Source organism: Geobacillus sp. E263 (genome assembly GCF_007197795.1).
In the GTDB taxonomy this organism is placed as follows: Bacteria; Bacillota; Bacilli; order Bacillales; family Anoxybacillaceae; genus Parageobacillus_B; species Parageobacillus_B toebii.
Map to the genome: position 1 here is coordinate 3096309 of NZ_CP041632.1, position 21140 is coordinate 3117448.

Annotated in this window: 15 protein-coding genes, 1 pseudogene and 4 CRISPR repeat arrays; of the genes and pseudogenes, 4 read left to right on the plus strand and 12 right to left on the minus strand. The window is 41.0% G+C overall.

The window, feature by feature from the left end; all coding sequences use genetic code 11:
* Positions 1–4: 4 nt before the first annotated feature.
* Both FNL97_RS15860 and FNL97_RS15865 read right to left on the minus strand, forming a co-directional pair.
* Positions 5–796: an ABC transporter permease gene (locus FNL97_RS15860; protein WP_012749068.1), complete on the minus strand. Its 792-nt coding sequence runs from the start codon at positions 794–796 to the stop codon at positions 5–7.
* Positions 786–1859, minus strand: a complete 1074-nt coding sequence (locus FNL97_RS15865; RefSeq protein ID WP_143416147.1) for an ABC transporter ATP-binding protein — start codon at positions 1857–1859, stop codon at positions 786–788. Before FNL97_RS15865 ends, FNL97_RS15860 begins: the two co-directional genes overlap by 11 nt.
* 678 nt (positions 1860–2537) lie before the next feature.
* A CRISPR array of direct repeats spans positions 2538–3766; the repeat unit is 30 nt; unit sequence GTTTCAATTCCTCATAGGTAAGATAAAAAC.
* A gap of 31 nt (positions 3767–3797) precedes the next feature.
* On the opposite strand from FNL97_RS15865, the gene FNL97_RS15870 reads away from it, so the two are divergent.
* Complete coding sequence (locus FNL97_RS15870) at positions 3798–4073, plus strand: hypothetical protein (RefSeq protein ID WP_062678683.1); 276 nt, start codon at positions 3798–3800, stop codon at positions 4071–4073.
* A 171-nt stretch (positions 4074–4244) separates the two neighbouring features.
* On the opposite strand, the pseudogene FNL97_RS15875 reads toward FNL97_RS15870, so the two are convergent.
* Positions 4245–4990 (minus strand): annotated as a pseudogene (locus tag FNL97_RS15875) (transposase); the annotation flags it as partial.
* Between the two features lie 147 nt (positions 4991–5137).
* On the opposite strand from FNL97_RS15875, the gene FNL97_RS15880 reads away from it, so the two are divergent.
* Together FNL97_RS15880 and FNL97_RS15885 are read left to right on the plus strand one after the other, a co-directional pair.
* Positions 5138–5596, plus strand: a complete 459-nt coding sequence (locus tag FNL97_RS15880; RefSeq protein WP_172713584.1) for a YqxI family protein — start codon at positions 5138–5140, stop codon at positions 5594–5596.
* A 91-nt stretch (positions 5597–5687) separates the two neighbouring features.
* On the plus strand, positions 5688–5894 hold the full coding sequence (locus FNL97_RS15885; RefSeq protein ID WP_055358920.1) for a hypothetical protein: 207 nt from the start codon (positions 5688–5690) through the stop codon (positions 5892–5894).
* A gap of 125 nt (positions 5895–6019) precedes the next feature.
* Positions 6020–7768: direct repeats of the CRISPR family, unit length 30 nt; unit sequence GTTTCAATTCCTCATAGGTAAGATAAAAAC.
* A 182-nt stretch (positions 7769–7950) separates the two neighbouring features.
* Here FNL97_RS15885 and cas6 read toward each other — a convergent pair.
* The 9 genes from cas6 to FNL97_RS15930 form a co-directional block, all read right to left on the minus strand.
* A complete protein-coding gene (cas6, locus tag FNL97_RS15890) occupies positions 7951–8697 on the minus strand; it encodes a CRISPR-associated endoribonuclease Cas6 (RefSeq protein ID WP_143416149.1) in 747 nt (248 codons plus the stop codon).
* Between the two features lie 244 nt (positions 8698–8941).
* On the minus strand, positions 8942–9205 hold the full coding sequence (gene cas2 / locus FNL97_RS15895; protein WP_062677354.1) for a CRISPR-associated endonuclease Cas2: 264 nt from the start codon (positions 9203–9205) through the stop codon (positions 8942–8944).
* 8 nt (positions 9206–9213) lie between these two features.
* Positions 9214–10221 (minus strand): type I-B CRISPR-associated endonuclease Cas1b, encoded by a 1008-nt coding sequence (gene cas1b, locus FNL97_RS15900; RefSeq protein ID WP_143416150.1) that lies wholly within the window; start codon positions 10219–10221, stop codon positions 9214–9216.
* Positions 10221–10733, minus strand: a complete 513-nt coding sequence (gene cas4 / locus FNL97_RS15905) for a CRISPR-associated protein Cas4 (protein ID WP_235603535.1) — start codon at positions 10731–10733, stop codon at positions 10221–10223. Before cas4 ends, cas1b begins: the two co-directional genes overlap by 1 nt.
* Positions 10721–13204: a CRISPR-associated helicase Cas3' gene (gene cas3 / locus FNL97_RS15910; RefSeq protein WP_143416151.1), complete on the minus strand. Its 2484-nt coding sequence runs from the start codon at positions 13202–13204 to the stop codon at positions 10721–10723. The genes cas4 and cas3 overlap by 13 nt, the downstream gene beginning before the upstream one ends.
* A 44-nt stretch (positions 13205–13248) precedes the next feature.
* Complete coding sequence (gene cas5b / locus FNL97_RS15915; RefSeq protein ID WP_143416152.1) at positions 13249–13983, minus strand: type I-B CRISPR-associated protein Cas5b; 735 nt, start codon at positions 13981–13983, stop codon at positions 13249–13251.
* A 14-nt stretch (positions 13984–13997) separates the two neighbouring features.
* Positions 13998–14933, minus strand: coding sequence for a type I-B CRISPR-associated protein Cas7/Csh2 (gene cas7b / locus FNL97_RS15920; RefSeq protein WP_143416153.1), 936 nt, complete (start codon positions 14931–14933; stop codon positions 13998–14000).
* 162 nt (positions 14934–15095) lie between these two features.
* On the minus strand, positions 15096–17066 hold the full coding sequence (locus FNL97_RS15925) for a TIGR02556 family CRISPR-associated protein (protein ID WP_143416154.1): 1971 nt from the start codon (positions 17064–17066) through the stop codon (positions 15096–15098).
* A 297-nt stretch (positions 17067–17363) separates the two neighbouring features.
* Positions 17364–18545: an IS701 family transposase gene (locus FNL97_RS15930; RefSeq protein WP_143416155.1), complete on the minus strand. Its 1182-nt coding sequence runs from the start codon at positions 18543–18545 to the stop codon at positions 17364–17366.
* Positions 18546–18717: 172 nt separating this feature from the next.
* Positions 18718–19081: a CRISPR direct-repeat array (repeat unit 30 nt; unit sequence GTTTCAATTCCTCATAGGTAAGATAAAAAC).
* Between the two features lie 171 nt (positions 19082–19252).
* Here FNL97_RS15930 and FNL97_RS15935 point away from each other — a divergent pair.
* Entirely contained in the window at positions 19253–20143 is an 891-nt protein-coding gene (locus tag FNL97_RS15935) for a transposase (RefSeq protein ID WP_143416156.1), read from the plus strand.
* 65 nt (positions 20144–20208) lie between these two features.
* Positions 20209–21036: direct repeats of the CRISPR family, unit length 30 nt; unit sequence GTTTCAATTCCTCATAGGTAAGATAAAAAC.
* The last annotated feature ends 104 nt before the right edge of the window (positions 21037–21140 follow it).

Below are 21140 nucleotides of genomic sequence, written 5' to 3' on the forward strand. Positions count from 1 at the left end.
ACCCTCACTTCCGATTTCCTGTCGCAATGACGACAATAGCCATCGCGATAATTAAAAACACCGCAATCGTTGAGCCCATGCCCCAGTTTTGTGTGACAAGAAAATGTTGCTCAATCGCCGTACCGAGCGTAATAACGCGGTTCCCCGCAACTAAACGCGTAATCATAAAGAGCGATAACGACGGAATAAATACCGCTTGACATCCTGCTTTCACCCCGTCTAACGTCAGCGGAAAAACAACGCGACGAAACGTCGTCCAAGCCGAAGCGCCAAGATCGCGCGCCGCGTCAACGAGCGTTGGGTTCAGCTCCTCCAGCGAGTTAAAAATCGGCAGGATCATAAACGGGATAAAAATGTATACCGACACGAACACAAAACTAAAATCGGTAAACAAAATTTGTTTCTTGCCGATTCCAACCGTTTCTAAAATCGCGTTTGCCAATCCGTACGTGCCAAAAATGCCGAGAAACGCGTACACTTTTAAAAGCAAATTCACCCATGTCGGCAAAATAATAAGCAAAAGCCAAAGCTGTTTATGCTTCGTCTTCGTCAACAAGTACGCGGTCGGATACGCGACAAGCAACGAAAATAGCGTAATCAAAAACGCGTACCAAACCGAACTTGCCGCCATTTTTAAATAAATCGGCGTAAAAAACGTTTTATAATTGGCAAACGTCCAATTCCCGTCAATGTCAAAAAATGAATAATACAAAATTAATAAAATCGGCGCAACGACAAATAGCCCAATCCATATTACATATGGAAATAAGTAAACATTACGTACACTATTTTTCATCGGATCTCTCACCATCATCTTCGCTGATGCGCATGACATGAATGTCCTCTGGGTCAAAATAAAGCCCGATTTCTTCTCCTACTTCCGCTTTTTTCGTCGAATGGACGAGCCATTCATTCCCATCTTCGTCATAGCAGCACAACTCGTAATGTACACCTCGGAACAATAGCGAATCGACGCGCACTTGGAGCTTTCCTTGATCTTTTGTCGTAATGTCCAAATCTTCCGGACGGATGACAATATCGACTGGCTCGTTCGGGCGAAATCCTTTGTCCACGCACGTAAACCGCTTCCCAGCGAATTCGACAAGGTAATCTTCAATCATCGTGCCTCGCAAGATGTTCGATTCACCGATAAAATCAGCGACAAACCGATTAATCGGCTCATCGTAAATGTCTTTCGGTGTGCCGCTTTGCTGGATTTTCCCCTTATTGAGCACAAAAATTTGGTCCGACATCGCCAGCGCCTCTTCTTGGTCATGTGTGACAAAAATAAACGTAATCCCTAAGCTTCGCTGCAGTTCGCGAAGCTCATATTGCATTTCCGTGCGCAGCTTTAAATCAAGCGCCGACAGCGGCTCATCAAGCAGAAGCACTTCTGGTTCGTTGACAATCGCGCGCGCAATCGCCACTCGCTGCCGCTGGCCTCCGGACATTTCTTGAATACTGCGATTCTCGTATCCTTCTAAATTCACAAACCGAAGCGCCTGCTTTACTTTTTCCTCAATTTCCGAGCGCTTTTTCTTTTTAATCCGCAAACCAAACGCCACGTTTTCAAACACGTTCAAATGCGGAAACAAAGCATAATCCTGAAACACCGTATTCACTTGCCGCTTATTCGCAGGTACATGATTTACCGGCTTTCCGTGAAAATAAATCGTTCCTTCCGTCGGCTCCGTAAACCCCGCGATCAAACGCAGAATCGTTGTCTTCCCGCATCCCGACGGCCCGAGTAAGGTATAAAACTTCCCGCGCTCAATCTCAAAACTGACATCATCGAGCACGACTAACCCATCGTATTCCTTCGTCACCCGCTCAAAGCAGATGATCGCCTCTTTCTCCATCAGCCCCCACTCCTTGCTTCGAATATATCCTCTGCCAATGAAATCAATCTCTTCCTAATTCCCATCAATCACTATTAGAACATGCACACAATAAAAGTGCAATAAAAAAAACTCGTTTCTCCACTAGCATTATGCTAGAGAAAAACGAGAATGCGCCTATCGGTTAGAACGTGATATTGACATGGTGCAGGGAAAGCTGCCGGAACACTACGCAATTACTCGTAGGTGCGATAAAAACTTAATCTGTCCATAATGTTCACGATTTGATGTCATACATCTTCTGGATGTATGAACACAATGTTGCTTCACCCATCTGCATCATTTCGACGGCCGCTTTCTTGACTTCTTCTTTCACATTCGTCGTGATCACTCACGTTTGAAAGTACCATCGACAAAAAATTTCGTCCAGTTTGTCTATGTTGTCTTTGTTTTGAATCAGATGGAACACTTCATAAATGTTCATCTTTTCACCTCCAGTGTTTATTCATCGCTAGCGGTAAGCACAAGCGAATTTCCCGGTTCATCCGGCCAAGTTTGATCCCTTCTTCCAGGCCTTCTTGGATCATTTGCCGGATGATCACTTCCATTCATGAATTTGTCCGACTGTGACAAGCATTCAAATATCAAATTCGCATATCGATCCACACGACTGGTCAGGAATCGCCAGCCATCGTGGCAGTTTCAATTCCTCATAGGTAAGATAAAAACTGTCTGGTATAATCCAGACAATCCAAAGCCGCTAGAGTTTCAATTCCTCATAGGTAAGATAAAAACTTTAACTCGGAACGCTCAACCCTTAACAACCAACCAGGTTTCAATTCCTCATAGGTAAGATAAAAACGTTATCGAAAACAATGGAAAAGAAATTAGAAAACGGGTTTCAATTCCTCATAGGTAAGATAAAAACGGCCACGGCCCAGACAGTGATTGGATTGTTGAAAGCATGTTTCAATTCCTCATAGGTAAGATAAAAACACTGATGAAACATTCTCCAGACGGAAGCTCAACATTGTTTCAATTCCTCATAGGTAAGATAAAAACAATTCCGGAACAATCATTTCCTCTTGCGCCGGCTGGTTTCAATTCCTCATAGGTAAGATAAAAACATGAATAGAAAATTATCGAAACCGTATTGCGTAACCAGTTTCAATTCCTCATAGGTAAGATAAAAACAATGGTAGTGCCACAACCGTTGCTCGTTCAGACCAGTTTCAATTCCTCATAGGTAAGATAAAAACGCTGAAAGGCGCGACATTGAATGGTGTGACAGCCAAGTTTCAATTCCTCATAGGTAAGATAAAAACTTGCTGTTGCGCTTGTTTTTGCTGCGCTTGTTGTCGTTTCAATTCCTCATAGGTAAGATAAAAACTGTTCTTTCCGTTCTTGGTGTAGGGAGCTATCAAGTTGTTTCAATTCCTCATAGGTAAGATAAAAACGCTACACCCACAGCTTCAGCAACATCTTCAACTTTGTTTCAATTCCTCATAGGTAAGATAAAAACGGGGTGTGCAGAATGTGTACACCCTTTTCGTCTTGGTCGTTTCAATTCCTCATAGGTAAGATAAAAACGCCTTCTTCAATTCATCCATATAAAAATACTTGTCATTGTTTCAATTCCTCATAGGTAAGATAAAAACTAGCGTCTTGTGAGTGTCAAGGGGAAACGTTCCAGCGTTTCAATTCCTCATAGGTAAGATAAAAACTCGTTTCAACGCTAGGCCTTGTCAAATCGGCGGTGTAGTTTCAATTCCTCATAGGTAAGATAAAAACGGGTTTTCCTTTTCTTGGGTATTTGTCACCCACACGGGTTTCAATTCCTCATAGGTAAGATAAAAACGCAGCAGACTATGTGTTTGGGAACTTTGAAGAAGGGAATAGTTTCAATTCCTCATAGGTAAGATAAAAACGCACCTTGAAGATGAATGGCTGGAATTTGCGTTGCAACTAATTGTGGAGTTTTTCAGAAACGAAACGTATTTGATTAAAAACCCTAACTTCTCGATCGTTAGAGACTCCCAGGACTATTACACCCAAAGTGATTTTGCACGTTATCTGGAGGATAAAGGAATTCATTTTCCACAAAACAAGATTGCTGTTTACCGCAAAAGAGGAAAGTTTCCAAAGGAAGACTTAGTAGTAGCCGGAACGCCATACTGGTCAAAATATACCGTTGAAAGCTTTGCCAAGCATTTATTGGAGCAACAGAAGAAATGATCAGGGAAAAAATATAGCAAAATTTTGATTGAACAAAAGGGGATACGTTTTAAAAAGCCATAAATGCCCTATAGAGACGCTTTTTCTCTTCCGTATATAAAATTGAAGACGCGTTATACGCCAATCTGAGAAGCCGTTTTTTTAAAGGGGGGCTGAAAAATTCAGGATACCTCCTCCTTTGCCCAAATATTTGCGACAACGTTCTAACGCATCGGTAAACAGCTGAATGACATGGAAATAGTCGACGACATGTGTCGCCTCTGGGCAAACCCGTTGAATCGCTTTTTTCATCGCTGGAGCCAAGTCACTCACGACATACTGAACGGAACGAGATACATGAGCCAATGCACGCCCAATGGCTTCCTCGTTCTTTCCTGCTTCCATGGCATACACTTCTCCCGTTTCGGCATCCATGATCGCCACTCCATAGTCGTGCCCTTTTCGAAAAGCAAACTCATCGACACAAACCGCCTTTGGTTGGACGTCATTCGATAGGAAGGAAGGGGCATGGGTATAAAACCATCGTTCAACGGTCGTGTAAGGAAGCTTGAGCATACGAGCCACCGCCTGAATGGATGTTCCGATGCAAGATTGCGCGACCCATCGCTGAAACGCATCCGTCGCCACACTTCGAGGAGAGATGGCTGGATACGACGTGCTGAACGTCACGCCACACGTGCTACAACGTCTGCGCTCGACAGGAAGTTCGATCCAAAAATTCCGATTCGCTGAGCATAGCCATGCATCCATTGCTTCTTTTTGTCTGTCATTTTGATCGTGCGCTTCAAGCAGACAGGACATAACGGGCATTGTTCGGGTAGAGAAAGTTCGAAAATCCAACGTTCCCCTTCTTTTCGCACCTTTTGAATCAAAACATCTGGTAAATCGATGAGTTCTTTGATAAACTGAGAGTACATGCCAATTTCCCTCCATGGTTTGGTTTGGTCACCTTTACCATACAGGAAAATTCGCATTTTTTGTACCCTCTATGCACACCTACCTTAAATGATCAAGTACAACTTGTGGTGAAGAGCCAAAAATATGTAATAAAAGGAGATGTTTGTATGTTGAAAAAACTATTTTGTGGAGTTCTAGCAGGGGTTATTGCCTTTTCATCTTTCTCCATGTTGGGGAATACTTCAGCAAAAGCAGCGTCTAATCTACCTCCTTCGCCAGTTGTTCAAAAAGAAAAATCTGAAACTACATATTCACCAAGTTCACTAAGCGCACAAAGTTCAATTGAATCTGAGGTTCAACCATATGGAGCTAAAGGGTTCATGGTTAAACTTGCTATTCAAACTATAAAAGTTGCCATCGATAAGGGCGGTAGTGTTTTAAACTATATAATAAAATGGTTTGATAAAGATACAGCATCATACTTCACTAAAAATAAATCTAAAGTTATAAAAGCTTTAAATCAGTTAGAAGATTGGATTGATGATGCAAGTGATTTAACTCAAAGTACAATTAAAACTAAATTAAATTCCTTATTACGATCAGCAGGCGTACCGTCTACTTACTAACTATCTATTGCTGACGCAATTGCAAGAACTATTACTTGGTTAATACTTTAACTCTAATCAATTCTTCAGGGAGAAAGGAGAGTAGTATTTCATGAGAAAAATTTACGAATATATATCTATCGACGAAAAAAAAGAAGTAGTTGAAAAATTAAAAGCGGATCTAAAAGAGTTAGAGCAAGAGATAAATCAAAATAAAGATTCCTTTTCAAAATTTGTGTGTGAAATTTTGTATAGTACACGAGATAAATGGCGTTTAGAAATTGAAGAGTTAGAAAATGAAATAAAAGCTAATAGTTAAACCAAAAAAAGAGCACTCCTTCTGGAATGCTCTTTTTCACTCTATCACATAATTTTTTAACCCCACATGCCATCTTGCAATCACGTCAAATGTGCCATTGGCGACCTCATCCTCACCCGTCACATGTTTCAATTCCTCATAGGTAAGATAAAAACCCGGACCGCAGCCATGACCGTTCTGGAATCTTGAGTTTCAATTCCTCATAGGTAAGATAAAAACGGGCGAGATCTTTTCAATGATGACATTTCGTATAAGTTTCAATTCCTCATAGGTAAGATAAAAACAACTTTTCACCCGCGAACAAATCGCCCAAGCGAAGCGGTTTCAATTCCTCATAGGTAAGATAAAAACAGAAGGTGGAGCAGTTACAGCAAGAAAATGAACGATGTTTCAATTCCTCATAGGTAAGATAAAAACTTGCAGTGATTCCGGCTCCGGTTTTACATGGTCGGGTTTCAATTCCTCATAGGTAAGATAAAAACCCAATCTTGCTTTAGTCGCTTTATAACCTTCTTTTGGAGTTTCAATTCCTCATAGGTAAGATAAAAACGGATTGAAACGGTGATCGTTGGACGCTTCACCTTCTGGTTTCAATTCCTCATAGGTAAGATAAAAACAGCTTGGTGGGGTGAGAAGAAAATGAGTGAATGGCGTTTCAATTCCTCATAGGTAAGATAAAAACCCCTTTTTCGACTGGATACGATGTGGTCTGTACGCCAGTTTCAATTCCTCATAGGTAAGATAAAAACGCCGGAAGGCGGTGAGACAGAATGAATTTGCGAAACCGTTTCAATTCCTCATAGGTAAGATAAAAACGATTGAAAGTCCAGAACCGTTTGAAGAAGAAAATAGTTTCAATTCCTCATAGGTAAGATAAAAACATAACGGACATTGATGTCTGTGCTAATGTTTCCGATGTTTCAATTCCTCATAGGTAAGATAAAAACGTTTCTCTATGCGGCAAAACTTCTGTTCCTCTTGGCAAAGTTTCAATTCCTCATAGGTAAGATAAAAACGTCAAACTTGGAGATTTCAGCTATACTGTTGGTAGGTTTCAATTCCTCATAGGTAAGATAAAAACGTGTAACAGAAGGGTAGGTGTTGATTGTGATCGAATGTTTCAATTCCTCATAGGTAAGATAAAAACAGTCAACGGTCTGCATCAAAGCGGCAAGGCGTTCTTGGTTTCAATTCCTCATAGGTAAGATAAAAACCGCCTTGTGGTGGGGATTTATTTTACTGCTTCCGTTGTTTCAATTCCTCATAGGTAAGATAAAAACTCTTTGCCCGTCTTGTTAATGTAGTTCTGACGGCGGTTTCAATTCCTCATAGGTAAGATAAAAACCACTAGCACGGATTCCATTCGAGCAGAACTCCTAAAACTGTTTCAATTCCTCATAGGTAAGATAAAAACGCCACCGCGTTGTGTACCGGATTCCAGATGTCGTTGTTTCAATTCCTCATAGGTAAGATAAAAACTTCTGGCGCGTTGTACATAATCAAACAAAACTGATGTTTCAATTCCTCATAGGTAAGATAAAAACGGCTTAGGTGGTCTTGGCGTTTGTGGTGTAGATTTGTTTCAATTCCTCATAGGTAAGATAAAAACTAGATAAGCCGCTTGCAATGCTGCTGACGCTGCTTTGTTTCAATTCCTCATAGGTAAGATAAAAACAGTAGCGGCTCCTTTGATCGCTTCCCAAACCGTTAGGTTTCAATTCCTCATAGGTAAGATAAAAACAATGTGATCTTACCTGTTTGGTCGGCGCTTTCCGCAGTTTCAATTCCTCATAGGTAAGATAAAAACGCCGCGATTTCTTTTAAATTGATCTTTTTACTTTGTAGTTTCAATTCCTCATAGGTAAGATAAAAACCCCAACAAATACTAATATATCAAGGATGGAGAATAATGGATACATACAGTATACGTCAGTTTGAAAATTGCGTCAATATCGAAAAAGTGCTGATGGCTGTAGGAAGAAATGAGAAAATAAACATGTCGTCGATCCCCTGGGGGTTGTGCGCTATTAGGGATCGACGACAAAAGTATATGCTGCTATTCCATGAATTCAAACATGCCGAATCCCTGCGAATTTTTCGATCCGATGCCGACGTCATACATAAATTTCACGTAAGGAAGCGGTGCTTGAATTTCATACGTGCCATTCCACGCGTTAATGCGGAATCCTTTGAAGATAGTAATCACCTTATCCCTTTTCGTTACATTGATTGGTTTTATCACCATCCTCTCTGTTGGTGATCGATGAAAATACGCTTGAAATTTGTTATAAAAGTTTTTTTCTATCATATCAGAAAATACAACGTCAAATGGCGAAAAGAAATGCGTCCGCTTTTCTCCATATTGATTTTCATAAGTGCTGTAAACCGTAAGCGGCGATAGCATTCGAATTTGATACGAACGTTTTTCGGAAATCTCTAATCGTTTTACAGCTGTCTCCTCAATATGAATCGGCTGCCCGTTTAACATAAATTGTTCTTTCAATAAATAATTTTGCGCTAAATTAACAATAAGCGAATCTAATATAGAAGAAACGTACCATGTTACTTGATCAAAAAATTCAATTTTTTTCTCATGACGATGAATATGGTATGTTCCATACAAACGGCTAAATGTAAACATTTTAAACCGCCGCTTTTCTTTTGTATATCCAACATCATGCAAAAAATGCGCCAGTTCAAAATCTTGAATCGAGTGGTATAAAAATCCCTGCAGCACTTCTTCATAATTGATCGGCAGAATAAGTGCACCGTTTTTCGGTCTGAACTGAATTGTAAGCCTCATATCTATTACGCTCTCCTAGTCTTGTTTCTATTCAAAATTCACTCATGAGGTAAGTCGATGTTGACTCAGAAACCGTCCATCGATACATTAGACGATCCCTAGTTCTATCCCTATATACCCTAAACGTAGCAAAACACTGACTTTTCATGCAACATGCACACGGCTGATATCCCAGCCAAGTACATGACCATATTTCAAGCAGGTAAAGATCGCACATCTAGTGATTTATTCCCTTTATGACTTCCTACAAAATGTTATCTTCCCCGCCTTTGCGCAATCCCATCTCTTCCCGCTTCGAATATTTTTGCGTTCGAAACGTATAGAAAACAACAGAATCTACATCCGGATCCATAATATTCGCCAGCTCCGTTTTTAACTTTACATAGTTTGCTTCAGAAATCTCTCCTTCAAACACTGAATTCTGCACCCAGTATAAATATTTCCTTGCGATCTTTAAGGCTTTTGCGACACGTTTTTTCTCAAAATCATAGACAAGTATAACAAACATAACGACACCTACCATAACGAGCGATATGGCTCATATTCTTTTTCTCCGAGAAGATGTTTTTGAATTTTATAAAGTTCGAGGCGAATGAGACGACGGTATGAAACGGACTTGCCAAGATGCCGATGGTTTACCGTTGTTTTCATACGCTTGTCCAATTCTTCGATAAATTTTTTCCTCCCCTCTTCTGATAACAAAATCCCTTCCATATGTTTATCAAAATCTTTTTTCGTAATCATCTTTTTATTTACAAGAGTAAAAATGAGGCGATCGACCATAATTGGTTTAAATATTTCCGCTACATCTAAGTTCAACGAGAAACGTCGAAAATTTGTCGCGTGCAAAAAACCGATGCGCGGGTCTAGATACGTTTTGTAAATTTCGCTCAACACCATCGTATAGCAAATCTGATTTCCAAAACTAATCATTGCATTTAGACGATTGAGGGGCGGCCGCTTTGAACGCTTTTCGAATAAAAAGTCTGGGTTATGGTTTAAAATGTCGTCAAACATACTGTAATATTTCTCGCGAACATGTCCTTCTGTCGACATCATTTCCTCAACGCTCGTCCACTGCTCCAGTTTCGCCCGGCTTGATTGGAAATCCAAAATCATTTCCTTAAACTTATTGTTATTGGTCTTTACGCGGTTTTGATAATATTTCAACACTTGTATCATTTGCCCGATCGAACCATCGATGAACTTCCGCGCTAAAGCAAGGCGTTTTTCCGGATTTAAATACGCTTCTGCCTGCTTTAAAATGACATGGCCTGCATTTAAATGCTCGCGAGGGTAAAACGTTCCTGTATAATAGCCATAATGATTGAAATAGTGAATACAAATATGTTTTTGCGCCATAAGCTCCAAAAACTTCTTTGTGACATTTACTTCGCCGAAAATGTAAATATCATTAACATCTTCAACAGGCAATACCCGTTTTCGTTCGGCTGTCTCAAAACAAATGCTGTTGTCTTGACGAATCAGTTCACCACTTTGAAAAATATAGAGCGTCTTTTTCATCAATATTCCTCCGCAAAGCAATATTCACGATATGCGCAGCTTCGGCAAAACCCGATTTTCTTCGGCTCTGGCGGGACAGGCAAGCGGGCGATGCGGCGGATGTCAGCAACCGCCTCTTCCAATACCCGTTTTCCTTCTTCTGTCCATTCCACTTTCGTTACTTTCTTTTCTTTTGGGAACAAAAGCTCCCCTTTTGCCTCAATGCCCATTTTCCGCAATGTATCAAGATAGAACAACAATTGATAATAAGCGCTTTTTTCATATGTTGATGATTTCTTCACTTCACCGACAACAAGCGTATCCCCTTCGCGACGAATTCGGTCCACTTTAATATTGCCGATAAGCAATTCTTTTTTCTGGCGCTGATAGCTTATTTCCGAAATAAAGCGGCCAATTTCAAGGTTATCGTCCTCTTGGTCGGCGGCGATCTGATGGGCAATCAGCCAAACTTCGCGCTTGCAGATGAAGTAGTACCAAATATGCGTTCCATTGACATCCATTACATAATCCATGCATCCACCATCTCACTTGTGCGAATAAGTCCATATTCGCTGTTGTAATATTGGTTTAGTATATCATTGGATAAATGAATCATTCTCGTTTTTTCGTATAAATCCCTATCCAGATTCTTTACAAGTTTAATCGGGGCGGAAATGACATATTGGCGCACGTCTTTTTTCAGGCGCAAATAGTTCTCGAACCGTGTTTCGAAATCTTTCTCCTCAATCACCTGCTGAATATATTGCTGCCAAATGTCCATCGCTTGATCATCTACTTCGACAAACACATCCACTGCTTGATGCGCGTTTTCAATCAATTGAAATTCCGATACATATTTGGGCTTATTTTTGCTTCCCGACTTATCTTTTGCATCAAATTTTAGTTCTTCCATCGCGCTTATAATCCCATCGGAAGCATCGAACGATTTTTTGCCGCGCACTTCAGTAAAATATTGCATAATGATATCAAAAAATTGATGCTCAGATACCGGTGTTTTCGGTAGCACTTCCTTCGCTATATTTGTATGAACACCCTTATACACATATTGTGATTCTAACTTTCCCTCTCGCTCTATTGGCGTTATATACACCTTACCAAGTTCATGTAACTTTCCGTTACGATTGCAGCGCCCCGCCGCTTGGACAATGGAATCAATAGGTCCTAAGTCGCGATATACCACATCAAAATCAACATCGACTCCTGCTTCGACAACTTGCGTTGAAATAACAACGACTTTCTTCTTCTCTTTTAAAAGCTGTCTGACTTGTTCAATGCGGCGTTTCCGCTCACAAGGCACAATATTTGTAGAAAGGTAGATTACGTCATAACCGCGTTCTTTTAGCCATTCTTTTATCCCTTCATAAATTTCAATCGATGTTTTAATTGTGTTAAAAATCGCCAAATAAGTTTTTCCATCTTCAAAACGGTTTTGAAACAGTTCCATCCATTCTTCGGGACTGTATGCGCCTTTATCCCCTCCTAGCCAATGAAGCTCGACCCGTTCCATTTCTTTAAAAAAGTCAATTGGCTTTACCATTTCCGACTCCAAAAGTTCCACCGTTTCACCTTCGGGGAAAATAAGCGGCTGCGTTGCTGTTAACAACAAAATTTTACAGGAAAACAATTCTGCCATTTTGTACAACACGGAACGCAACAAAGGCCAATACTCTATCGGTACGTTTTGGATTTCGTCGAGAATGATAATGCTTCCGGCAATTTGATGGAATTTTTTTAACGCGCGGTTTTCATAGCCAATCAGTGTATGAAACAATTGCACAAATGTCGTGACAATCAGCTCGGCCTCCCAGTTTTCCGTCAGCAACAATGCTTTGCGGAGAGGCAGTTCCTCGTTTTCAGTTTTGTATTGAAACGCAGATAAGTGGTGATGCTTAACTAAATACCGCTGCTCATTTGCATGAAAATCATCCAACTGGCTTAACAAATCACGGATTACTTTTTCATTTTGATCGATAACGCTTGTAAACGGCAGAGCGTAAATAATTTTTGGGGTATATCCATGCTGTCGTTCTGTTTGCTCGCGCCATTTTAATGCCACAGAAAGAGACAGCAGCGTTTTTCCCGCTCCAGTCGGCGCCGTTAATGTGAACAATCGCTGTTCTGGTTTTGTTTTAAAAAGTTCCTCTATTCGTTCCATCACTACGTTGTACATCCGGTTGCGCCACCCGTTCGTCCCTTCTGTCACGTTCACATCAAAATTCGCTTCGCGGTACTGGTCGACAAGATGTGCTGGAATGTGAACGCGCGGTTTCCGTTCGATGTTAGCCGCCGATAATTTGTCGGCATCAATAAGCACAGAATATAGCAATAGCACATAATAATAAAGTTCCCTCGTCAATTCTTGTTTTCTTCGTTTATCGATCAAATAATATTGGCGGTATACCTCATCGAACGCTTTTTCATAATTTTGAAGGAAGCTGTGCAGTTCTGCTGAAAGAGACAATGGAATGGACAGTTCATCCCATAAAGGAGATAAATCTTCCACAATCGCAGAAGCATGGTTCTTTATATCATCGATTTGCTGTTTTAATGTATTGACTCGGTAATATAGTGAATCTTGTACGGTATTTTCCGCAATATGGCGCGATTTTGTTACATCTAAGGAAATATCGCGCAAATTCCCATGATGATGCATAACGACGAAATAGCCTAGTAACGGGGCAAATTCAGACCACGAAGCATTTAAATTCGCCGGATGGCGCAAAAGATGGGCGGCAAATACGGCGGAAATAAAAGAGTGATGATGCAAGTCGCCATTTGTCTCTCCAGTCCGTAAATAATCCTGAAAGTATGATAAATATTTACCGAAATCGTGCGCCACCGCAACAATTTTGCTTATATATTCGAGCATATCCCGGTTTTCCTCAGACAGCGGCACATGCTTAAGCATATCTTGCGAGTATTCGTATACTTCCTTTAAATGTACAGTCAATTTCTTGTCTGGATTATTATGAGACAAATACATACTACTTCACCCCCTAAAAAAAGCAGCGGTAAAACCGCCGCTGCCTACATCCATAAAATGTTTTCTTTTGCTTCACCATAAGCAACGGCTACATATGGTACAGCCGGACCAGCGATTAATTGCCGCGATTGTTCAAACAAGTAATAGTCTGTTTCTTGAATCATTCGCTCATTTGTAAACTGGCGTGTCATAAATTCTTTTAAAAAGCGGGTGTCTCTTGAAAATTGGATCGATCGCTCGCGTAAATCAGGGATTCGCACAACAGAATGAATCGACACCAAATCATTGCTTTCTTTTAACATTCCCTCTGCTTCGGCGACCCATTGTAACTGCCCGAGTAATTCAGAAAGCCCTAAATACGGCGGATAAACGTACCGTCCCGATTGTATTCGCTCTTTCACGCTTTCATAAACAGAGCGATCGGAGTGGGAAAAATAAATGCGATACCGCAAATTGGCTTCTTCTCCCCCGGAAAGCACAAATTCAAGCGGAATTTGCGTATGTCCTCCGCTATTGTTTAAATGGGCTTTGGATTTAACAAACATATAATTGACCGTTTGCATCACTTTGCGAATCGGCGTGCGCACAGATATCGCAATTTGGCATTGGTCCGGCGAAAATACTTCATAATAACTGTCGCGCTCCATTCCTAAAATACCAGCGATCATTCCAACAATCGTCGTTCTCGGGGGAAAAGCATATGACAAGGAAGAGGAGTTCGTATCGATTTTCCGGAAATGCCCCATCTTCCCGATAAGATCAAAAATAAGCATCTTCATAAACGTCACCCTTTTTACAATACAGAAACGAGTTTATCCGCCAACTCGGATGGAAGAAGATCTGCCAACAAGCCTTTTTGCCCTTCATAGTTCAGCGTTAAATTAGAATCTTGCCAATAATGGATGCGGGCAATTTTACCATTTACTTCCAAAAGTTTATTCACAAGTGCATCAACATGCAAAGTAACTTCGGAAATGCTGCGCAGCCCTTCTGTTTCTTCTAAATGCACTAAATCCCGCAAATCGCCGGCAATAAATTCAGGAGAGTGATATTCGACACGCACATACAAACGCGGATATTGCCCGACTTTGCTGCGGGTTGCGCTCAACGGAATTGCTTTCACAACCGCCTGATCAAACAAGTGGATATCTTCTTCCGTCAACCTCGTATGTGCCGCACGATGGCCACTTATAACGCCATGAAACGCCAAAAATGAATAATAGACGCGATAATCTTTACCGATATTGCCTCCGTCATTTTTATCATCGGAACCGAAATGCGACGTAATGCTTGCCGACTCAACAAGCGTCACTTTATTTAACGAATAACCCCAGTTAAACTGAATCGGACCAGTAAACGTCATGGAGCTTCCTTTATCCTCTGACTTAATCGGCATTGTCGCGCCGAACATACGGACATCAATAAATTGATCAAGCATCCAGTTTTGTTGTTCTTTTGATAACTTATTAATGTTCACCTTGCCGTCGTACTTCTCGAACAAACGTTTAATTCGTTCCGTTGCGTTAACCGTTTCCCCATCGACTTTGCCGACAAAAATTTCGTGACCGATCTGTTCTAAGTAGTCACGGATATACCGTTTCAAACGGACATCGCTCACTAAGTTTAACGAGCGTTCATAATCCATGCGCGGGCGGTTTTCTTCATCAATATCGCCGTTTGGGTTTGTTAACTTTGCATCATAAAGGAATAAAATATCGCTATTATTCATTTTCATTCCTCCTCATATATTAGTAAATTTTGCAGTTTATTGATCACGCCTTGACCATTTATTTGGAAGGAAGAGTTTCCCTCACTTTATACGGGATTGGGCTTTTTGATATTCCTCCAAATAAATTGAGGGAACCTCTTCTTCTTTGCCATTCGCAATGCTTTACTCTTCATTTTCAAAATCAGGGTCAGGATTATCCTTTTTGCTGCTGTTTAAAATCCGCTTTGTGCCATATGCGTAGCCGGATAACAAATAAAAAACGCTTTCACGATCGGATAAATTCCATTTTTCCTGCAACGCTAAATCAAAAAGACGTTTATGTTCTATATAAACAGTCTCATTTTGCAAAGAAGCGATTTTCAGTTGTCTCAGCTTGTCAAATACCTCGTGTGAAAGTAACATCAGCCTTTGCTTATTCATGCCATGATAATTAATTTTTGATAAAATCGGCTTATTTACCGTTTTGCCCCCCCAGGCTTGTCCAAGCGCTTCTGCACGTGCTTTTGTTCTCCGAACTTGTTCAGCGCCAATCTTCGCAATTAAATATCCAAGCAAAAATAGAGAGCTTTGCGCGACGTTATAATTCATGGTTTCCATATATTCGACCATGTGGGCATCAGGCAAGTCATATGTTACCTTTGTCATCTCCCTTTCCTCCTTAATTAAGTTAAGGTTTTGCAACATTTTTAAGAACAATTGTGCCCGCACCATCGCATTCACTAATCGAAAATCATTGGGTTCTTCCTTGTCGCTACTATATTGATAAAGGTTATAGTTAGCATACATATGCACTTTGGCAAGCTGCACAAATTGCGTGATCAGCCATTGGTATGAAAGCGGTTTATTTGTCAAAAGCGACTCGTATACTTGCAAAATTTTGCGTTTTTCAAAGTTTTCCCCGCGTTGAACGCGCATCGGAATTAAGTAGTAGATCGGTTCCAAGCCGAGATTAAATTTTTCGCTGCCAAAAAAGCGTTGCCCGATTTCTCCCGTTTTTCGCATTTCGAAACTTAGCCGGCGCAAATGAGTGAGCGGAACATCGGATAACAGCTTGTTCACCTTTAAAGCCGACTGCGCTTTTGTGTAAAAAAGAAAATGCAACGAAATATGGTTGTCCATTTGTTCGTCGAATTCTTTGTAATCTTCTATTTCCCTATGCAAATCTTCCGCTGTTTCAACCGTTTTGACAGTGCGGACAAACTGATGAATGTGCTCACTAATATCTTGAAACGGGACATTTGCAAACGGCACATCGTATAGAAAGTCTGGGATGATATAACAAGGAAGGCCGCTGAAACGAGTATTGAAGTTGCGGAGAATGTATGCTTCTCCTGCCATAATCGCTTGATAGGCATCTTTGCTGATAGATAAGTTTTTAACGAATGATTTTTTCTCAAGATCGCTTGCAAAGCTGATTTTATCATTGATATAATAATTGAACTTCAATTTTGTCGTTTCTCCGGTAACAAAGGCTTCTTTGTTCGTAAGGGCGCAAACTCCCTTTTTCGCATCTTCAAATACGCTTAGTTTTTCTGCGATAACAAGCCGTTCATATTCTGGCTGCGAAACTACGAGCTGTCCATTAATGGCGAGGGAATACAAAAGAACATCCTTTATATTGACATTAGCCTCTTTTTCCATAAAAGCTTGAAATTGTTTCGCTACTTCCTTAACGGCCTTTTTCCCCTCTGTTTCGGTCAACTCACCGCCGACATATGCCGGATTGAAAACATAACGGTATCGTTCATCCGATTTTTTTGCCGCGCCAAGATCCAGAAAAAAAATGTCTCGTGCTTCCTTTAGGAGAGAATAGTAGGAATCCTCTTGATTCCAACGCTCAAGGAGATTTGGAATTGTTTGACTAAGCAAATATTCGACGTTGCTCACCGTTCCATACCATTGTGGACTCGCTGCTCCATCAGCCGTACCAATCCATAACAATTCTAAAGATGTCGACTCTCCTATTTCTTTTGGTGTTAGTCTTACTCTTTTATCTGCAATAGAAAAATCAATATGAATGACATATTTGGTTGCACCATCTGACTTTGCGATCGGTAAGGTAATCGCTTGAATCATAGATGGGTTTTCCTCTGTTAAATATTTACTTCCAAGAGTGTAGATTGTTTTAATCACCGGCTGCACCTCCTTTAAAAGAAAGTATAAGTTTTTCTAAATCCGTGACTAACTTCGCTACAATTATTAAAAATGCCTACACTTCAACGTTTCGGCTCATTTTCGTCTTTTCATTCAATAGGTGAGGAAGAAACATGAAACTGCTTGGCTCAATGGACTTCTTGAGGAGTTGAGCAATATTTCATCACGGATTTAAGTATTTATTTAAATTTTACCAGAATTTACTGTTATCTCACTGTAGTTGAGCAATTTTCATTACAATAATTACCATGTAAAAAGAGACAAACGGAGTACCCCTTATGCCACATGAAGCTGTTTTTTAACGACATCAATGGGAATATCTTGTTTCGCTGCATCGTAAATAAACTCCACGAGGCTATGTCCTTTCTTCTTTCGAAGGAAGTCAAGCCCGGTAGAGAAATCGCTGTTGGATTCGACCATACTGTACACATAAGCGAGTTGCACCAAGATCCAATACCGTTTCACCGCCCGACGTTGACGAACGCGGTACCCATCGAGCTTCAGCTGGTCTTTCGCTTGTCGAAAAAAGCATTCGATCGACCAGCGTTGGGCATAGTGGAGCAAGATGTCTTCATCGCTTAGCTCCCGGTCGGTGCTCAAGACGCAGTGAAGATGTTCCGATGTCATCGGCTGATTGGCTTTCCAAGCGAGCAGCACCACCGCATGGTCGAGACCGTTGAGCGCTCCTTCGTAACGATAGACGCGATAATGCTCTTCTCCCACCGTGACGAGGTGAGTGTCATTCGGTTCGATGGAGCGGGCCAACTGCTTCGCTTGGACGGCAACGCCGTTCGGATAGAGAATCCGGTTCGTCTTGAGCATCGCGATGACGTGGAATCCTTTTTTCAGACAAGCTTCCACGAGCGCTTTCGATGGATACCACGAATCCATCGGCACATAAACGGGACGGCGTACATCCAACGAAGAAAGCATCTCGATCGCGAGTTCCCCTTTGCTTTTTCCCGCCGTCTTGTCGTAGAGGCGGAAGGCAAAGGGAAACGCCTGGGTTGCAGTATGAACCATGAACCAAACAAGAGAATGGCCCCAAATCGATTTTTTCTCTGAGTGAGAGTAGTGCCAATCACATCCCTGAATCGCGTGTGTTGCCCGTGACGAAGGCTTGGTTTTTTGGCAAATCGTATCATCGATCGAAACAAACAAGGGTTGATTCTCCTGTTTGGCGATGCGTTCGACACGACGAAGGATCCACTGCTGGAGTTTGCGAAGCAGTGTCTCTTCCTCCCACGGACTTTTCGTGAAAAAATGGCTGAGTGTCGTGCGGTGGTTCGGATGAAAGCTCCCATGATGAAGATCGGTCAATGTTCCCGAAAAGCCCTTCGTGATCATCGCATCCACGATATGAACGAGATGCTTCATAACAGGTTTTGAAAAATAAAGGGCCAACCCCAACATCGTGAAAAACTTGTGAATTCCTTGATGATGTGCTAATCTATTCATGAGACATGAACCTCCTTGTGAATGGTTTGGTGACACATCTATTCTAATCAAGGAATCGGGTTCATGTCTCCTTTTTTTGTATGGATGTAAATTTATGTTAGTGAATTTGCTCATCTACAGATAGGTAAGATAAAAACCTTTTCGCAAATTCCTTTTGCGAAGGCGGTCTAAAGTTTCAATTCCTCATAGGTAAGATAAAAACGTTTTTTGTTCCACACAATACGTCTGGTCACACCGGTTTCAATTCCTCATAGGTAAGATAAAAACACGGCTAATGCAACAAAAGCTGTCTCGTCGTGGACGGTTTCAATTCCTCATAGGTAAGATAAAAACGACATATATCGAGATGAAAAAGAGATGGGAGAAAGAAGGTTTCAATTCCTCATAGGTAAGATAAAAACGGCGACGCCGAGACTCGAGCAGAAGCGGATATGGTGTTTCAATTCCTCATAGGTAAGATAAAAACCCCAATTCCTTTTTACCTACATATTACCACATTTATATAGTTTCAATTCCTCATAGGTAAGATAAAAACAAGAAAATTTACTGCTAGAAAATCAGATTCAAAGATGTTTCAATTCCTCATAGGTAAGAACGTGTTGCAAAACGCATAACGAATGCATAAATGCACATAAAAAATCCACCACCTTGGAAATCATATACAGTGATCAAAAAAAAAAACAACTCTCCAAGGGGTGGACACTATTATGATTTCCAATTGGAACAGCGAACATGCATGGACTTATGAAATTGACCCAATTTTAGAAGCATTATTTCGGTATATCGACTCGCTATCATTGCCGGAAACACCGTATGTGACAGGAAGACCGCCGGTGTCGAAAAAATCGTTGTTGAAATGTTTCTTTTTGAAAACCTATTTTTCCATTGATTCCTTGCGAAAATTAGTGCGCATCCTGCAGCGTTTTCGCTGTTTTCAACGGGCCTGTGGGCTTGGTGAAGTCCCTCACCTTTCTACGTTTTCCCGTGCGGCGAAGTGGTTCCGGGAACAAGGATTTCCTGTTTTTCATGCACAGCTGCTCAAAGATCTAGAAGTACGTTATCCGCAAATCGTGCTGATCGACAGCACAGCCCTTCGAAGCAGTCTTTACGATTCACAGGCGAAGTGGGGAGTGTCCACCCGATATCACTGGTTTAAAGGATATAAATTCCATCTCTGCACCACCGCCGAGGGAATCATTTTATCTCATGTGTTGACCACAGCGAATCGAAATGATGCGGCAGTAGCACCAGAATTGCTTGTTTCTTTAAAGCAGTGGGATATCGAATTGGTATTGGGCGATGCCGCGTATGACAGTGAAAAGGTTCGTCAAACAGCAGAGCAGTCAGGAATCCTATTCATTTCCCCTATCAACCGCCGCAATAGCGAGGAACGAAAAGATGCCTATGGCCGGGTTCTTCCTGTCTTTTTGAAAACGAGATTTGGCCAATGGCTGTTTGGACTTCGTTGTGAGATTGAACGAGTATTTAATGAGTTAAAGAGTGACGGGTTGGAACAGCCAAGATGGTATGGATTTCATCGATATGTACTGCATGTGTTATGTTGCATCCTTATGCATAACTTCGAGTTTTTACTCTAGTTTTGCAACACCATCAGGTAAGATAAAAACTGTAGCTCTTTAAAACTGTCAAAATCGTCAACCGTGTTTCAATTCCTCATAGGTAAGATAAAAACATTCTCGCTCGTTATTTCTTCAATCTTTTTGCCGGTGTTTCAATTCCTCATAGGTAAGATAAAAACGCACAGGACGCGGCACAAATCAAATTGACGTTCGGGTTTCAATTCCTCATAGGTAAGATAAAAACCCTCATCTTGCTTCAGACTGTCAGGCAGTATATCGACGTTTCAATTCCTCATAGGTAAGATAAAAACCGTTCCGACTGGCGCGACATTAAGTGTAAAGGCTTGTAAGTTTCAATTCCTCATAGGTAAGATAAAAACTGCTCCAGCAATCGTTGCAGACCATTCGATGTCCGGGTTTCAATTCCTCATAGGTAAGATAAAAACTCTCGTATGTTTTGATCGCTTCCGTCACACGTGAATCCGGTTTCAATTCCTCATAGGTAAGATAAAAACCATGGATGAAGCAATGCGTGAAGCGGCTTATGCGTTGCGGTTTCAATTCCTCATAGGTAAGATAAAAACTATCAGCGAAGTCATCTACACTCTTGCCGGTTGCTTGTTTCAATTCCTCATAGGTAAGATAAAAACAAAGTATTAGCAATGGTTATCACGCGTCGATTACACGTTTCAATTCCTCATAGGTAAGATAAAAACGCCAACAAGCTTGTCTAGTGCCACAACAATGCCGGGTTTCAATTCCTCATAGGTAAGATAAAAACTCCATCAATAGTGCGATTTTCCAAAGCTAATGCCAGTTTCAATTCCTCATAGGTAAGATAAAAACTAAACAATGCATCGAAAGATTGAATGAATTGCAAAGTTTCAATTCCTCATAGGTAAGATAAAAACCCCAAAAAATCATTGATAAATCAACATTTTTCAAAATAGGTTAAGTCCAGTATAAAACATTTATAAAATTGCGTCAATAGAGTGGATCCTTGATGCCTGTAAGC

Bases quoted from the DNA above. Each gene is read 5' to 3' on its own strand.
- FNL97_RS15860 (WP_012749068.1), bottom strand. From the start codon at position 796: ATGAAAAATAGTGTACGTAATGTTTACTTATTTCCATATGTAATATGG.
- FNL97_RS15865 (WP_143416147.1), bottom strand. From the start codon at position 1,859: ATGGAGAAAGAGGCGATCATCTGCTTTGAGCGGGTGACGAAGGAATAC.
- FNL97_RS15880 (WP_172713584.1), top strand. From the start codon at position 5,138: ATGTTGAAAAAACTATTTTGTGGAGTTCTAGCAGGGGTTATTGCCTTT.
- FNL97_RS15885 (WP_055358920.1), top strand. From the start codon at position 5,688: ATGAGAAAAATTTACGAATATATATCTATCGACGAAAAAAAAGAAGTA.
- cas6 (WP_143416149.1), bottom strand. From the start codon at position 8,697: ATGAGGCTTACAATTCAGTTCAGACCGAAAAACGGTGCACTTATTCTG.
- cas2 (WP_062677354.1), bottom strand. From the start codon at position 9,205: ATGTTTGTTATACTTGTCTATGATTTTGAGAAAAAACGTGTCGCAAAA.
- cas1b (WP_143416150.1), bottom strand. From the start codon at position 10,221: ATGAAAAAGACGCTCTATATTTTTCAAAGTGGTGAACTGATTCGTCAA.
- cas4 (WP_235603535.1), bottom strand. From the start codon at position 10,733: ATGGATTATGTAATGGATGTCAATGGAACGCATATTTGGTACTACTTC.
- cas3 (WP_143416151.1), bottom strand. From the start codon at position 13,204: ATGTATTTGTCTCATAATAATCCAGACAAGAAATTGACTGTACATTTA.
- cas5b (WP_143416152.1), bottom strand. From the start codon at position 13,983: ATGAAGATGCTTATTTTTGATCTTATCGGGAAGATGGGGCATTTCCGG.
- cas7b (WP_143416153.1), bottom strand. From the start codon at position 14,933: ATGAATAATAGCGATATTTTATTCCTTTATGATGCAAAGTTAACAAAC.
- FNL97_RS15930 (WP_143416155.1), bottom strand. From the start codon at position 18,545: ATGAATAGATTAGCACATCATCAAGGAATTCACAAGTTTTTCACGATG.
- FNL97_RS15935 (WP_143416156.1), top strand. From the start codon at position 19,253: ATGATTTCCAATTGGAACAGCGAACATGCATGGACTTATGAAATTGAC.